This is a genomic window from Bradyrhizobium huanghuaihaiense, from assembly GCF_025200885.1.
GTDB lineage: Bacteria > Pseudomonadota > Alphaproteobacteria > Rhizobiales > Xanthobacteraceae > Bradyrhizobium > Bradyrhizobium huanghuaihaiense.
This window is the reverse complement of sequence record NZ_CP104172.1, coordinates 4106375-4120914: the sequence shown is the minus strand read 5'-3', so window position 1 is coordinate 4120914 and position 14540 is coordinate 4106375. Positions and strand designations below refer to the sequence as shown.

12 protein-coding genes are annotated in these 14540 nt (G+C 63.0%); 5 read left to right on the top strand and 7 right to left on the bottom strand.

Translation table 11 applies throughout. The features are described from left to right. Positions 1-44: 44 nt before the first annotated feature. Entirely contained in the window at positions 45-212 is a 168-nt protein-coding gene (rpmG, locus tag N2603_RS19690) for a 50S ribosomal protein L33 (protein ID WP_007603295.1), read from the top strand. 181 nt (positions 213-393) lie between these two features. On the opposite strand, the gene N2603_RS19685 is transcribed toward rpmG, so the two are convergent. Then, entirely contained in the window at positions 394-4953 is a 4560-nt protein-coding gene (locus tag N2603_RS19685) for a LuxR C-terminal-related transcriptional regulator (protein ID WP_260390037.1), read from the bottom strand. 164 nt (positions 4954-5117) lie between these two features. Here N2603_RS19685 and N2603_RS19680 point away from each other — a divergent pair, with 164 nt between their 5' ends. Beyond that, positions 5118-5447: a nuclear transport factor 2 family protein gene (locus N2603_RS19680; RefSeq protein ID WP_018646949.1), complete on the top strand. Its 330-nt coding sequence runs from the start codon at positions 5118-5120 to the stop codon at positions 5445-5447. A gap of 118 nt (positions 5448-5565) precedes the next feature. Here the strand turns inward: N2603_RS19680 and N2603_RS19675 are convergent, their stop codons facing one another. The 3 genes from N2603_RS19675 to N2603_RS19665 form a co-directional block, all read right to left on the bottom strand. Continuing rightward, complete coding sequence (locus N2603_RS19675) at positions 5566-6231, bottom strand: helix-turn-helix domain-containing protein (protein ID WP_425248996.1); 666 nt, start codon at positions 6229-6231, stop codon at positions 5566-5568. Positions 6232-7642: 1411 nt separating this feature from the next. After that, the gene (locus tag N2603_RS19670) at positions 7643-7993 is read right to left on the bottom strand and encodes a hypothetical protein (protein ID WP_260390036.1); all 351 of its coding nucleotides are present in this window, start codon (positions 7991-7993) and stop codon (positions 7643-7645) included. A 171-nt stretch (positions 7994-8164) separates the two neighbouring features. Next, entirely contained in the window at positions 8165-9403 is a 1239-nt protein-coding gene (locus N2603_RS19665) for an MFS transporter (protein ID WP_260390035.1), read from the bottom strand. Positions 9404-9533: 130 nt separating this feature from the next. Here N2603_RS19665 and N2603_RS19660 point away from each other — a divergent pair, with 130 nt between their 5' ends. After that, a complete protein-coding gene (locus tag N2603_RS19660) occupies positions 9534-10139 on the top strand; it encodes a TetR/AcrR family transcriptional regulator (protein WP_260390034.1) in 606 nt (201 codons plus the stop codon). A 492-nt stretch (positions 10140-10631) separates the two neighbouring features. Here N2603_RS19660 and N2603_RS19655 read toward each other — a convergent pair whose 3' ends face one another. Both N2603_RS19655 and N2603_RS19650 read right to left on the bottom strand, forming a co-directional pair. Next, positions 10632-12005: a PleD family two-component system response regulator gene (locus tag N2603_RS19655; RefSeq protein WP_260390033.1), complete on the bottom strand. Its 1374-nt coding sequence runs from the start codon at positions 12003-12005 to the stop codon at positions 10632-10634. Between the two features lie 14 nt (positions 12006-12019). Next, positions 12020-12385 (bottom strand): response regulator, encoded by a 366-nt coding sequence (locus tag N2603_RS19650; RefSeq protein WP_008566616.1) that lies wholly within the window; start codon positions 12383-12385, stop codon positions 12020-12022. A gap of 238 nt (positions 12386-12623) precedes the next feature. Between N2603_RS19650 and N2603_RS19645 the strand changes: the two genes are divergently transcribed. Beyond that, a complete protein-coding gene (locus tag N2603_RS19645) occupies positions 12624-12935 on the top strand; it encodes a DUF3572 domain-containing protein (protein ID WP_018646941.1) in 312 nt (103 codons plus the stop codon). Next, a complete protein-coding gene (locus N2603_RS19640) occupies positions 12932-14221 on the top strand; it encodes a DNA polymerase IV (protein WP_260390032.1) in 1290 nt (429 codons plus the stop codon). The genes N2603_RS19645 and N2603_RS19640 overlap by 4 nt, the downstream gene beginning before the upstream one ends. 15 nt (positions 14222-14236) lie before the next feature. On the opposite strand, the gene N2603_RS19635 is transcribed toward N2603_RS19640, so the two are convergent. Further along, positions 14237-14392, bottom strand: coding sequence for a hypothetical protein (locus N2603_RS19635; RefSeq protein ID WP_008548553.1), 156 nt, complete (start codon positions 14390-14392; stop codon positions 14237-14239). Positions 14393-14540: the final 148 nt, after the last annotated feature.

The window sequence follows — 14540 nt, the reverse complement described above, 5'->3', positions numbered from 1 at the left end:
CGTTTGGCCGGCTCCAGATTCCCCAATTTTCTGAGGTTCAGAACATGGCCAAAGCGGTCACCATCAAGGTCAAGCTCGTGTCCTCGGCCGACACCGGCTTCTACTACGTCGCCAAGAAGAATTCGCGCACCATGACCGACAAGCTGGTCAAGAAGAAGTACGACCCGGTCGCGCGCAAGCACGTCGAATTCCGCGAAGCCAAGATCAAGTAAGAAGATCAAGTAAGATCGCGGGATACTTACGGACTTTTGACGGGGCCTCACGGCCCCGTTTTTATTTTGGCCGCTCTCCATCGCAGCACGAGCTCCTCAGGGGTGACGGCGAGACCCTGCCCTGCGTCATAGGCACGAGCGCCGAGTTGCCCTCTGCCGCCGTCAACGACGATGCGACAGTTCAAATCAGCAAGTCATGCGCCGCATGTCCATTGGCAGGATGCAAGCCGCTATTGCCGTGATTGGGCGCGTGGTCGTCCAGCGCACTGGAAGTTATGTGGAGGATAGTCTCGAGAGCCTTTTGCTGACCGGGCGGCACGTGCACATCGAGCAGAGTGTCGAGCACTTGAGGCACAACGACCGCGACGGGCGTGGAAGAAGCTGCCGCGCTATCGAAGCGGAACACCAGGTCTAGATTCGCGCTGCCGGTCTCGGGCGCAGCCTGAGCAGGCTGCGCGGCTTCTGATGCGATCGCGGCAAATTGCATCACCTGCTGCGCGTTTCCGTGGCCGGCGTCATCGCCGCTAGCGACGCTCGGTTCGACAGTCCCGGCTGCGTCCGGCGCGTTCGCAGAGGTTGACTGTGAATCGTGCCCCGAATTGCCGTGCTCCACGACGGCCGCTTCTGCCGTCTTCTTGTCGTTGCCGCCGCCGTTGCTCGGTGCGGAGTCAGCTTCAGCCAGCTCTGTGGCATCGGCCGTTGCAGACCCCGGCTTCGAAGCGTGATCCGAGTTGCCGTGGCTCGCGCCATCGTCCGTTGCGACGACCGCTTCGACGATCTCGGCTGCTTGCGGTCCGTTTGCAGAGGCTGGGTGTAAGTCGTGCCCGGAGTTGCCGTGGTCCACGTCGGCCGCCTCGGCCGTCTTCTTGTCATTGCCGCCACCGTTGCCCGGTGTGGAGTCAGCTTCAGCCAGCTCTGTGGCATCGGCCGTTGCAGACCCCGGCTTCGAAGCGTGATCCGAGTTGCCGTGGCTCGCGCTATCGACCGTTGCGACGACCGGTTCGACGATCCCGGCTGCTTGCGGTCCGTTTGCAGAGGCTGGGTGTAAGTCGTGCCCGGAGTTGCCGTGGTCCACGTCGGCCGCCTCGGCCGTCTTCTTGTCATTGCCGACGCCGTTGCCCGGCTTGGAGTCAGCTTCAGCCAGCTCTGTGGCATCGGCCGTTGCAGACCCCGGCTTCGAAGCGTGATCCGAGTTGCCGTGGCTCGCGCTATCGTCCGTTGCGACGACCGGGTCGACGACGTCGGCTGCTTGCGGTCCGTTTGCAGAGGCTGGGTGTAAATCGTGCCCGGAGTTGCCGTGTTGCTCATCAGCCGCCTCGGCCGTCTTCTTGTCATTGCCGCCACCGTTGCCCGGTGTGGAGTCAGCTTCAGCCAGCTCTGTGGCATCGGCCGTTGCAGACCCCGGCTTCGAAGCGTGATCCGAGTTGCCGTGGCTCGCGCTATCGACCGTTGCGACGACCGGTTCGACGATCCCGGCTGCTTGCGGTCCGTTTGCAGAGGCTGGGTGTAAGTCGTGCCCGGAGTTGCCGTGGTCCACGTCGGCCGCCTCGGCCGTCTTCTTGTCATTGCCGACGCCGTTGCCCGGCTTGGAGTCAGCTTCAGCCAGCTCTGTGGCATCGGCCGTTGCAGACCCCGGCTTCGAAGCGTGATCCGAGTTGCCGTGGCTCGCGCTATCGTCCGTTGCGACGACCGGGTCGACGACGTCGGCTGCTTGCGGTCCGTTTGCAGAGGCTGGGTGTAAATCGTGCCCGGAGTTGCCGTGTTGCTCATCAGCCGCCTCGGCCGTCTTCTTGTCATTGCCGACGCCGTCACCCGGCTTGGTGTCAGCTTCAGTCGTCTCCGCGGCAACCGCCTTTGCAGAGTTTGAGTGTTCGGAGTTGGCGTGCTTCTCCTCAGCCGTCTCCGCCGTCTTCTTGTCGTTGCCGGCACCGTTACCCGGCTTGGTGTCAGCTTCAGTCGTCTCCGCGGCGGCCGCCTTTGCGGAGTTTGAGTGATCGGAGTTGCCGTGCTTCTCCTCAGCCGTCTCCGCCGTCTTCTTGTCGTTGCCGGCACCGTTACCCGGCTTGGAGTCAGCTTCAGTCGTCTCCGCGGCGGGCGCCTTTGCAGAGTTTGAGTGATCGGCGTTGCCGTGCTTCTCCTCAGCCGTCTCCGCCGTCTTCTTGTCGTTGCCGGCACCGTTACCCGGCTTGGTGTCAGCCTCAGTCGTCTCCGCGGCGGGCGCCTTTGCAGAGTTTGAGTGATCGGCGTTGCCGTGCTTCTCCTCAGCCGTCTCCGCCGTCTTCTTGTCGTTGCCGGCACCGTTACCCGGCTCGGTGTCAGCCTCAGTCGTCTCCGCGGCGGGCGCCTTTGCAGAGTTTGAGTGATCGGAGTTGCCGTGGTTCTCCTCAGCCGCCTCGGCCGTCTTCTTGTCATTGCCGACGCCGTTGCCCGGCTTGGAGTCATCTTCAGCCGACTCCCTGGCTGCGGCCTTTTCAGCTCCTTGCTCCGAAGCATGCTCGGAGTTGCCGCGGCCCGCACTGTCGGCCGTTGCGACGCTCGGCTGAACGATCTCGTTCAGCCCCGACGAATCGCCGGTGCCCGCATTGATCGGCTCACTCTTCAATGTGGGATTTTCAACTGCCGTAACCTTCACGCTATGAGCAAGCACGATCGATGATGCGTGAGCCGACGCGGCAGACGCGCCATCGCTCTCTTCCGTTGCATCCGCCGAATCGCTGGCGACACTTCTCGACCTCGTCGACGCTCCCAATCCGGTCCGGGTCTGGCCGAACTGAAACCTCAGGCCATCGTCGGCCCGAATGTTCCACCACCCAGCCGTCTCGACTGTGCTCTCGCCCGCCCCGCCAATGGCATGGACGTTGTCCGTACTCAGAACACTCTCATCGGTTGCGGCCGCCGATGTCAGCGCTGCCTCGAGCTGCTCCAAGGTGATCGCGACAGCCGCGCCTTCCGGATGGCCGACGAAATCCTGCTCCGCAACGGACACGATCCCCTGCAGATGGATTTCCACCAGGCCGCGATCGCCGATATCGAGACTACGATCGGTCGGATTGACATAGACGATCGTTTCATTGCTTGCGGGGTCGTAGATCCAGGCAAGGGTATGTGGCGGTATGGACTTGCTTGCTGCCGTCATATGCAGCCAGGCAAGCGCTCCGAAAGCCGCAAGATTGATCCTGCTCGAGCCGGATCCGAAATCAAAGGCAGCGTCGGAAGAGGTCGAATGGGAATCGACCGGGGAACGAGAAGCAACGTTTTCAACGTTGCCGCCCATCAGCTGATCGCGGCCATCTCCGCCAAGATCGGCATCCTGACCAAGATTCAATAAGCCAAGCAGCTTTTGGAGGTCGGCACCCGCGCCGTCACCCGCAGCGCCATGACCGATCTGGCCTCCACCGCCTTCTCCAGCGACGCTTTCGTTTCCAGTGCTCACAAACGCGGAAGACGGCTGGGACTCGTGCGAAGCCGGGGCAGAGTTGTCGACATGACGAGCGCCAGCATCGGCCAGTTTTGTGGTCGCACTCTCGCGGATGAAGCTCACGAAGCCGTCGAGCGACGCTTTGCCCGGATCGTGCGACTGCGCGCCGAGATGGGGGTCGTGCAGCGCGTCGATCAACGCACCGGCGAGAGTGGCGAAGGTGCCATATCCTCCCTGAAGCGACATCGGATTGGACGCAAGCCGCGGGACGAGATGGTCTGGGGCCGGGTCACCTCCCATCTGTACGTTTCCTCGCGGCAAAAGCGCGGGAAGATTGGGTGTGCTCGATCCGACAGGACCGTGGTCTTTCGACGGTTTGGAGCCTGCAGACTGCTCGGCCGCGTGCAGCGCTTCCATTGCCGCCGCCGGGTCCGCGACCTGGCTAACCTTGGCAAGGACGTCTCTCTGCGTGACCGGAGGCGTCTCGCCGGATTCCCAGGCGATGCGGTGCCGGAGAATGGCCTTTTTCCAGGGCTCATATTCGGCGTGCTCGCCCGCGTGGCCGATGCCGTCGTCATCCGGAAGCACGTCGTTCGCTTCCGACGCCTTGAGTTCGTCCGCAATGGCGATCACCAGAAGCGCCAGCGAGAGCGCGCCGAAGCCAGAGGCACGCTGCAGCAATGCGATGGTCGCGAGCACCGTTCTGTTGGTGATCTCGAGCTTCTGGAAAATATTGTACAGGTGGACTTTGACTGTCCCATGGGACACGTCGAGCTGGCGCGCGATCTCCTTGTTCGACATTCCCTCCGACACCAGTCGAACAATCTGACGTTCCCGGTGCGTCAGATGCTCCAGCATCTTTTCGATTTTGCCGCCGTCAACTTCCTTGCCGGTTGGCGAGAGATCGGACTGCTCCAGCGAGACACCGCTCTTCGTCATCAGCCTCAGTGATCGCAGCATCGTGGCGGGAGAGGCATACTTCGAAATTGCGCTGCAGGTGCCGGCAGCAATAGCCGCAGTCAGTTCGTCGTAGGTGTCGGACTCGGTAAAGAACACCAGGCGCGTGGAAAGCTTCTCGGCTTTCGCGATCGCGATGATCTTGGAGACCGTCAGGTCCGGCAGGGTGTCGGCAACAAGCGCGACGTCGGGTGTCAATTTCCTGATGGCTTCGAGGCAGCTTGTCCCGTCGCTGGACGATGCGACGACGTCGAAGTCCTGCTGTGCCGCGAATACCGACTTCAGTCCCTGTAGAACGATCGGTTGTCGATCTGCGATCACGAGCCGGATGCGCTGAAATATCCCCTGCTTCGCAATGTCCAACATGAAATATGCCTCGCCCCGGTTCTATGTCCTTCGGCATATGGCCGGGGCCGGGTACGGGTATTAAAATACAATTAATCGTTTAGAGAAAGAGGCTTAGCGGGGTTAACCCGATCACAAATTGCAAGTTTTGACGGTATGATTTTGACGGTATGCAGGTGAGAGATATGTCCTTTGACCCGATGGGCGTTGCGGTTGACTGGCTCGATGCCTACCGCGCTGGCGATATCGAAGCGATCTTGGATATGTATGCCGACGATGCCGTGGTTCACTGCGGCTGCGGCTGCGTCAAAACCATCACCGGCCGCGAGGCACTTCGTGCCTATTGGGTCGATCGCCTCCGGGAATATCCGGCAAGCACCTTGGACGATCTCAATCCCTGGCACGACGGGACCATCCTCTCCTACGTCACCAGTGCGGGCGTCATGAGTGCGCTTTTTGCGTTTGACGCCGCCGGGAGGATCAAGGAGCTCGACTGCAGTCCTCCCCACCACTAGAACCTGCGGCGCGATCCACGCCCGCTATGGGCCTCCGGCGGTCATTCAGGCTAACGCGATGCAACATCGTCGGCTGCTCGAACGCCGGCGTTAAGGAAGCTTGCCAGGCTGGCGGCCGTCAGGCGTCGATCTTCGCGAGAGCGCCACGATCGACCAGCTCGAGCCGCCGCTGCGTATTTCCGTCAAAGCGCAGCAGTCCTTCGTCTCGAAGGATAGAAAGGGCCCGGGAGACGGTTTCCAGGGTCAGCCCGAGATAATCGGCGATGTCGCGGCGATTCATCGGCAAGATCATCACGTCCGGATGCTGCAGCCGTTCATCCATCTCGAGAAGGAATGCCGTCACCCGCTCGAGCGACGTCTTTCGGCCGAGGAGAAGCATATGGCTCTCGGCGTGCTGAAGATTCTGGGTGACGAATTTGATGAGGTCCTTCGTACCCGCGCCTCCATGTCGCACCGCCTCCAGAATGCTGGTGCGTCGCATGAGGTGGACATTGGTTTCGACGATCGCTTCGGCCGTAAAACGGTGAGTCGTCTCGTTCTCGAACCCGAACATGTCGCCGGCCAGGTGGAATGCGTTGATCTGACGGCGACCGTCCGGCAGAAGCTTGTAGGTGCGCACGGCGCCGGAGACGATCTGGTAGACATATTCGGGCTCCTCGCCCTCGCCGAAGATCTCGGCGCCCCTGCGATACCTGAATTCGCAGCAAGACATCCGCTCACCGGCCAGAGCAGCAAGCTGCCCGTCGATTTGCATGCGGGGGACGGTATTGATCCTCACCAGCATTGTTCGACCTCCCTGAAGGTTCAACACATGCTAGGCAAATACGGCGAGGCGAGATTGATCGGACGCAAACTCGGGAAAAACTAGCAATTACCCGGAGCGTTTCCAAGTCCCTCCTGCACAAGCGCGCAAAAGGAAGCCGTCAGCCCTTGGGGAAGCCGACGGCTTTGGGTGGGTCGCGTAGTGGGGCTACGCACCCCCCTTCCCTAGGTCAGCGGAAAGGCGGCCTATTGATCGAGATCAAACAAGCATCGCGGTGGTCTTGAGGCGAGCCGAACGTAGCCTGGAGCACCGTGCCGATGGCGCGGTTATGTGCAGACGGACCCTCAACCTTTGATTGCTCAATGATGAATGTCTGTTACCGTGCACATACCGGGGCAGCATTTACGTCCTCGGATTTGGGAAGGACATAGTCATGAGATTCTCATCAAGTCTTGTCGTGCCTTCAACTATCGCCGCCTTGTCAACCGTCTTGCTCTGCGCCCCCGCGGCGTCGCAGATCCCAACCGGCTCCGCCGCCACGCTTCCTCCTGTAACGGTCGACGCGCCGAAGCAGGCGGCAAGGCCTCATAGTCCGGAGCGAGCGACGAACTCCGGGGTATCATCGCGCCGGACTGCATCAACCGCTCGGACGTCGTCTTCGGCCACACGGACGCCTTCCTATGCGCCGGGTTCTGTCATGGCGAGAATTGCCAGCCTGGAAAGAGTCGCCAGCAGCTGCAACGGTGGCTGCGCATCAAGTTTCCCGCAGGGCAAGGAGCCCTGGATTGGCTGTAGCGAGTCGGGCGGCAATATAGATTATGGACCTTTCTCGCCAACGTGCCGAGACACCATCACCCATACATCCTACGAGAATTGCGTCGAGACGAAGGTGTTCCTGGGCGAGAATCGAAACAAAGCCCACTGGATTTGCAGCAGCCTGGCGGCCGGCAACCGGTTCAAGGTCGCCGATCTCAAGCGGTCAGGACGCACGCGTTAGTTCCATCTCTCCGCAGGCCTTCTGCTGCGGTTGAGCCCCAGCTCTCTCGTGTCCCGGACTCGGTGCAGCGCATAGCGCTGCGTTGCGTCCGGGACACGCGAGCTGGGCTACGTAACGCACCTCAGAGATCGGCGCATTTGGCGTCGGGGACGCGAGTGTGACCCACCTCGCAAAGCGCAGCCCTCGGAGTCGCCGCCGCGGGTGCTGCGCCTTCCGCTGCCCGTCTCGGTGAAGGTGAAGGTAGCGGCACCCTAAGGGCACCGCGCTGCGCCAATAAGCACGAGAGCGGAGATGCTCCTGGATTGTAGCGTCTGCTTTACGCGCGGAAGACGACGTCGACGCAGAGCTGTTTGATGTCAGCGATGGGCCCCAGAAGTGGACATTGCGCCTGAGCGATACGAGAAAGTATACGATGCTCGTGGCACCCCGAGCAGCTCAATTCGAGGCGTTTAAGAGATCGTGTAGACTTATGGCCTGCTGGTCATTGAGCACAACCGGCGTCGAACCAACATAGGTTAGCTCGAAGCGCCCCCCTTCGTTGTCGACGGATCGCACGCCGTCGAGCACCGCCAGAAGCCCGAACAGCGTTTGATGGACCGCTGTCGCAATTACGCCAATGACGTTATCGGCGTCTCCCGCTCGCAGGCTTTTGTACCATTCCGAACGCACGCGCTGTTCCCGTGGCACGTTTCTGCCCGGCGGGTTCTTCAGGAGGGCTACTGTATCTTCGATTGCGGCATCCCCCACATAGCGCTTGATGGCTTCGACGAATTCCTGGCAGTTCATGACACCTCTTCATCCGCCGACTGACTGCGACCGTATATCGGGTTGTGCTGATTGATCAACGCTCGCGAAATCCGACGTGGTCTGCTTCGGGTCACGAGCGGCCCATCAGGGCCAAGCAGCGCGGCGTCCGCTGCAAGCTGCCAAGCCGACGAAAGCGACCACCCGCCTCGCCTACGCCGTCCGCAACACCGGCGCCGGCGGCTGCGACGGGCGGATCAGCGCGAACGCGACCTGCACGATGCCGCCGGCAAGGCCGAGCGCGACGCCGATGCGCCAGGCCATGGTGTAGGAGCCGAGCGCGTCGTAGAGCACCCCTCCTCCATAGGCGCCGAGGAAGCTGCCGATCTGGTGGCTCATGAAGGCGAGGCCCTGGATCATCGCCTGCCAGCGCAGGCCGAACATCTCGGCGACCGCGCCCGCGACCAGCGGGCCGACGCCCATCCACAAAAAGCCCATGATCGCGCCGAACAGCAGCGTCGAGAACGATGTGGCCGGCAGCATGAAGTACCAGGCGAGCGCGAGCGAGCGCAGGATGTAGATGCCGCCCAGCAGCGCCAGCTTGTTCCAGCGCTGGCCGGCCCAGCCGAAGAACAGCGAGCCCAGCACGTTGAAGCCGCCGATCATGCCGAGCGTCTGCGCGCTCAGCATCGGATCGAGGCCGCAGATCGCAAGGTACGACGGCAGGTGCGTGGTCAGGAACACGAGCTGCATGCCGCAGACGAGATAGGCGCAGGTCATCACCACGAACGGCGCGTTGCCGAACGCCGTCCTTGCCGCGGTTGCCGCCGAGGCATCGCCGATGTCGTCCGCGGCCGGCTTCGGCAGCGGGATCTTGTCGATGCGACCGGCATACCAGGCGGCGGGGATCATCAACACCGACATGACGACGAAGCCGGCGAGCCCGATGCGCCAGCCGAAGCCTTCGTTGAGCATCTGCCCGATCGGCGCCGACAGCAGCGCGCCCAGTGAGCCTGCGCCGGAGACGATGCCGAGCACGGTCGAGCGCACCGTTTCGGGCACCGCGCGCGCCGCCACCGACATCGCGATTGCGGCTGCGGTGCAGGCCAGCGACGTCCCGATCAGCACACCGGCGCCGATCATGATGCTGACGAGCCCGTTGGCGGTCGCCATCAGGGCGAGCCCCGCAATGTACATCAACGCGCCCACCATCATGATCGGACGGAAACCGTAGCGCACGGTGAGCGCGCCGGCGGGCGGCTGGAGAAAGCCCCAGGCGAGGTTCTGCACAGCCAGCGCCAGCGTGAAATCCGAGATCGAAATGTGGATGTCATGGGTCAGCGGCTGCATGAAGATGCCGAGGCTCTGCCGCAGCCCCATGCTCAGCGTCAGCATGATCGAGGCGCCGATCAGGATCGGCAACGTCGGACGCAGGACCTGCAGCAGGGGCATTTTTCTTCTCCCTTTTGGGCGCGGCACGGGTGCCGTCGTCTGTTTTTGCCGATGATTTTGGTTACACAGACCTGTGTACTTAGGCTATAGTTGGCCACGGCTGTCAAGCGAACAGGATGCGCGCTACCGCATGGCTCCCCCGCCCGCCCCACAGACGATGAAAGAGCGGATCCTTCAGACCGCCGACAAGCTGTTCTATCTGCAAGGCATTCGCGCCATCGGCGTCGACACCATCGCGGCCGAGATCGGCATCAGTAAGCGCACGCTCTACAACCACTTCCCGTCCAAGGACGCGCTGATCGCGGCTTATCTCGAGCGCCGCTTCGTTCACGCCCGCCCTTCCGACAAGCCGCCGGCCGAGCAGATCCTCGCCACCTTCGATTCGCTGGAGCGGCGCTTTGCGGCAAAGGATTTCCGCGGCTGCCCGTTCGTGAATGCGGTCGCCGAGCTCGGGCCCTCCGACCGCGCCGTGAAGAAGATCGCGATCGCCTTCAAGGAAAGCCGCCGCCTCTGGTTTCGCGACCGCCTGACCGAGCTCGGCGTTGCCGATGCGGAAGCGCTCGCAACGCAGCTCGTGCTGCTGGTCGACGGCTCCATCGCACAGGACCTCGTGCGCGACGATCCGGCGATGGCGCGCGCGGCGAAAGAAGCGGCGACGGTGTTGTTGCGGAACGCGGGGGTGGATGTGGGTGGCGGTGCGAAGCCGGTGAAGGGGCACAAGCGCACGCCACAATAACCACTGTCGTCCCGGACAAGCGCAGCGAAGCGGAGCGCAGATCCGGGACCCATACCCACAGGGAGATGTTTGGCGAAGACTCGTGGTTGGCAGCTCGCGCAATAACCCTACCCTGGGGTTATGGTCCCCGCGTTCGCGGGGACGACAGTTGCGGGTGGAGCTGCAGCACCTGTCCCACTAATCGACCCTACCAATTTGCTCCTGTTTTGCCCGACGGGTCAAATGGAGCTACCTCCAGCGCAAGCCGTCTTGCCACCCACGCAAGTCCTTGATCCGGCTAGCGCCGGCTACTGTGCATGGGGTTGTTTTCGCACTTTTGTTTTTGACGGTGTCGTCCCGGACAAGCGCAGCGCAGATCCGAGACCCATAACCACAGGGAGAAGTTTGACGAAGACTCGGAGTTACCAGCTCGTCTTATAATTTCTGCCTGGGGTTATGGGTCCCCGCTTTCGCGGGGACGACAGCGGAATATGAGGCGCTTAGCGATCAGCCTCACGCCGCCTGCGACACCACGCGATTGCGGCCGTCGTGCTTGGCCCGGTAGAGCGCGGTGTCGGCGCGCTTGAGGACGTCGGCGACCGCCTCGCCCTTCTGCTCCAGCGTGGTGAGCCCGATCGAGATCGTGACCTCGATGCGCTTGGTGCCCTTGTGGATCGCGAACGGCTCGCCCGCGATCGAGCGGCGCAGGCGCTCGGCGACCATGCCGGCGACGTGGAGATCGGTCTCCGGCATCACGATGACGAACTCCTCGCCGCCGTAGCGGCAGGCGAGATCAATGCCGCGGATCGACTTGCGCACGCGCACCGCAAATTCGCGCAAGACGTCGTCGCCGGCATCGTGGCCGTAATTGTCGTTGATCGACTTGAAGTAGTCGATGTCGAGGATCATGAGCGCCAGCGGCTTGCCGCGGGTCGCGGCCTGCTCGGCGAGCGTCGCCAGATGGCTCTCCATGTAGCGGCGATTGTGCAGGCCCGTGAGCGCGTCGGTGATCGCCATCTCGATCGAGTTCTGCACGTTGTCGCGCAGGTGATCGGTGTAGCGGCGGCGGCGGATCTGGGTGCGGGCGCGCGCCAGCAGCTCGGTCTTGTCGATCGGGCGCAGCAGGTAGTCGTTGACGCCGATCTCGAGGCCGCGGAGCAGCCGCGTCGAATTCTCGGGGTCGGCGATCGCCAGGATCGGCACATGGCGCGTGCGCTCCAGCGAGCGCGCCTGGCTGCATAGGCGCAGGCCGTCGAAATTATTGAGGTCGAGCGAGACGATCAGGAGGTCGTAATTGCCTTCGGCGGCGTGGAACAGCGCCTCCGTCGGGTTCGGCTCGACGTCGATGGTGTGCTCGGCGGCGAGGATCGTCGCCAGCCGCTGATAGGAGGACTCGCGGTCGTCGACCAGGAGGATGCGACCGCCCTTGCCGGTGTCGGCCACCGCGCTGCGCTCGGGCGCCTGCATGCCGATCTCGAGCGAGGTGATGGCGCGCATGCGCAGCTCATCGGTCATCATCTTCAGCCGCGTCAGCGAGCGCACGCGCGCGATCAAGACGACGTCGGAGACGGGTTTGGTGAGGAAATCGTCGGCGCCGGCCTCCAGGCCGCGGTTGCGGTCGGACGGGCTGTCGAGCGCGGTGACCATCACGACGGGAATGTGGTGCGTGGCCGGATCTGACTTCAGGCGGCGGCAGACTTCAAAGCCGTCCATGTCGGGCATCATCACGTCGAGCAGGATGATGTCGCACTCGGAGCGGCGGGCCAGCGCCAGCGCCTCGGTGCCGTTCGAGGCGGTCATCACGTCGAAATATTCGGCGGACAGACGGGCCTCTAGCAGCTTGACGTTGGCAGGAACGTCATCGACGACGAGGATACGCGCGGACACTTTGCACTCACTTCCTATCCGATAAAACGCCGGACCGTCTCTATGAATTTGCCGACCGAGATCGGCTTGGACAAATAAGCCTCGCAGCCGCCCTCGCGGATGCGTTCTTCGTCGCCCTTCATCGCGAACGCCGTGACCGCGACGACGGGAATGGCGCGCAGCTCCGGATCGTCCTTGATCCAGCGCGTCACCTCGAGGCCGGAGACCTGCGGCAACTGGATATCCATCAGCACGAGGTCGGGCCGCATCTTGCGCACGAGATCGAGCGCCTCGTAACCGTTGCTGGTGCCCGAAGTCTGGTAGCCATGTGCTTCCAACAGGTCGCGGAAGAGCTTCATGTTGAGCTCGTTGTCTTCCACGATCAGGACGGTCTTAGCCATCCCGCCCTCCTGATTGGCACGAAGCCGGATACATGTGACGCCTCAGGCGCCGCTCGCCGGCGCTTCGAAAACTGGATTCAAACTAGCCTCAGATTCGCTCTAGTTTCGTTAAACCCGAGGGGCCACTTTCTGCGATGTGGTTTCCAGTTGCTTGCCCCGGGATCGCAAGACTCAAGGCGGAGACTCGGGCATGATGCAAAGTAGACACCGAAAGTTAACGGAAAGGCAAACCGGGCCCGTGAAAAAGCCTGTTCACAACCCTCGCGAAGTCGCTGAAATCGTTGCGATTCAGGCGCTGTCCTTCGTCGCAAGCGAGCCCGAGCGGCTGGGCCTGTTCCTGGCCGAGACAGGTGTCGGCCCGGAGACCCTGCGGAACGCCGCCTCGGACCCGAATTTCCTCCTCAACGTGCTCGATTTCGTGCTGCGCGATGACGCCACCGTGAAGGCCTTCGCGGAGGCCTCGGAGCTGCATCCGACCAACGTTGCCGCAGCGCGGCAGGTCCTCGGCGATGCGCTGGGCGATCCCAATTGGGAGCGCGACGTGCCGTGAGCGCCCCCGTCCCGGCCGGGCCCCGCTGCTTCTGCCGGGACTGTCTGGCCGATCTGGATGTGGGCGTCCGCCGCTGCGGGACCTGCGGTTCCCCTCGCCTCGTCCGCCACCGGGCGCTGGCGAGCCTGACCATCGCCCATATCGACTGCGACGCCTTCTACGCGACGGTCGAGAAGCGCGACAATCCTGACATCGCCGACAAGCCCGTCATCATCGGCGGCGGAAAGCGCGGCGTGGTGTCGGCCGCCTGCTACATCGCGCGCACCTATGGCGTGCGCTCGGCGATGCCGATGTTCAAGGCACTCGAGGCCTGCCCGCATGCGACCGTGATCCCGCCCGACATGGCGAAATACGTCCGCGTCGGCCGCGAGGTCCGCCAGGCCATGCAGGCCCTGACGCCGCTGGTCGAGCCGCTCTCGATCGACGAGGCCTTTCTGGATCTGTCGGGCACCGAACGGGTGCACGGCATGATCCCCGCCAAGGTGCTGGCGCGCTTTGCCCGCGAGGTCGAGCGCGACATCGGCATCACCGTCTCGGTCGGCCTGTCCTGCAACAAGTTTTTGGCCAAGATCGCCTCCGACCTCGACAAGCCGCGCGGCTTTGCGGCGCTCGACCAGGAGGAGGCACGCGAGATGCTGGCTTCGAGGCCGGTCGGCTTCATCTTCGGCGTGGGACCGGCGACCCAAGAGCGCCTGGTGCAGCGCGGCTTCCGGATCATCGCCGACCTGCAGAAGGCCGACGAGATCGAGATGATGCGGCAGTTTCCGAGCGACGGCCGCCGGCTGTGGCGGCTCGCCCGCGGCATCGACGACCGCCGCGTCGAGGCTGATCGCGGCGCCAAGACCATTTCCAGCGAGACCACCTTCGAGACCGACATCCGCGACTTCGCGACGCTGGAGAAGATCCTGTGGCGGCTGTGCGAAAAGACGTCGTCTCGGCTGAAGAGCAGCGAGCTCGCCGGCTCGACCGTGACGCTGAAGCTGAAGACCGCCGATTTCCGCCAGCGCACCCGTTCGCAGTCGATCGCCGCGCCGACGCAGCTCGCCGCAAAGATTTTTTCGATCTGTCGCGAAATGCTGGCGAAAGAAATCGACGGCACCGCCTTCCGCCTGATGGGCGCCGGCGTCAGCGCCTTGCGCGAGGGCTCGCCCGCCGACGACACCGATATGCTCGACCGCCGCGCCGCCCACGCCGAACGCGCGGTGGACAGCCTGCGCAAGAAGTTCGGCAGCGCCGCCGTGATCCGCGGCATTGCCTATGACGGGCCGGAGAAGGCGCAGGAGTGATCTGATCTGCTCAACTCAGTCGCGTTCGAAGATCCGTGCACCCGGATAGGCGCGCCGGGCATACTGAACGACCAACTGCCGATCTTGAGTTTCCAGGAACGGAGTTCGGATCTGACAAGACCCGACGATGAGGTGCCACAGGCCGTTGAGCTTTCGAATGACGACGTTCATTTGAGCTTCCTCGCAGTGACCCGAGTAGACTCAAATTGTAAGAATCCCCCGCCGTCGCTCAATTGTACCAGCGTAAGATCGGCGTATGAGAAGGATTGGAGGAGATATACGAAGGTATGTTGGTTGAGATTTCAACAGCCGCTGGCGC

Bases quoted from the DNA above. Each gene is read 5' to 3' on its own strand.
- rpmG (WP_007603295.1), top strand. From the start codon at position 45: ATGGCCAAAGCGGTCACCATCAAGGTCAAGCTCGTGTCCTCGGCCGAC.
- N2603_RS19685 (WP_260390037.1), bottom strand. From the start codon at position 4,953: ATGTTGGACATTGCGAAGCAGGGGATATTTCAGCGCATCCGGCTCGTG.
- N2603_RS19680 (WP_018646949.1), top strand. From the start codon at position 5,118: ATGTCCTTTGACCCGATGGGCGTTGCGGTTGACTGGCTCGATGCCTAC.
- N2603_RS19675 (WP_425248996.1), bottom strand. From the start codon at position 6,231: ATGCTGGTGAGGATCAATACCGTCCCCCGCATGCAAATCGACGGGCAG.
- N2603_RS19670 (WP_260390036.1), bottom strand. From the start codon at position 7,993: ATGAACTGCCAGGAATTCGTCGAAGCCATCAAGCGCTATGTGGGGGAT.
- N2603_RS19665 (WP_260390035.1), bottom strand. From the start codon at position 9,403: ATGCCCCTGCTGCAGGTCCTGCGTCCGACGTTGCCGATCCTGATCGGC.
- N2603_RS19660 (WP_260390034.1), top strand. From the start codon at position 9,534: ATGGCTCCCCCGCCCGCCCCACAGACGATGAAAGAGCGGATCCTTCAG.
- N2603_RS19650 (WP_008566616.1), bottom strand. From the start codon at position 12,385: ATGGCTAAGACCGTCCTGATCGTGGAAGACAACGAGCTCAACATGAAG.
- N2603_RS19635 (WP_008548553.1), bottom strand. From the start codon at position 14,392: ATGAACGTCGTCATTCGAAAGCTCAACGGCCTGTGGCACCTCATCGTC.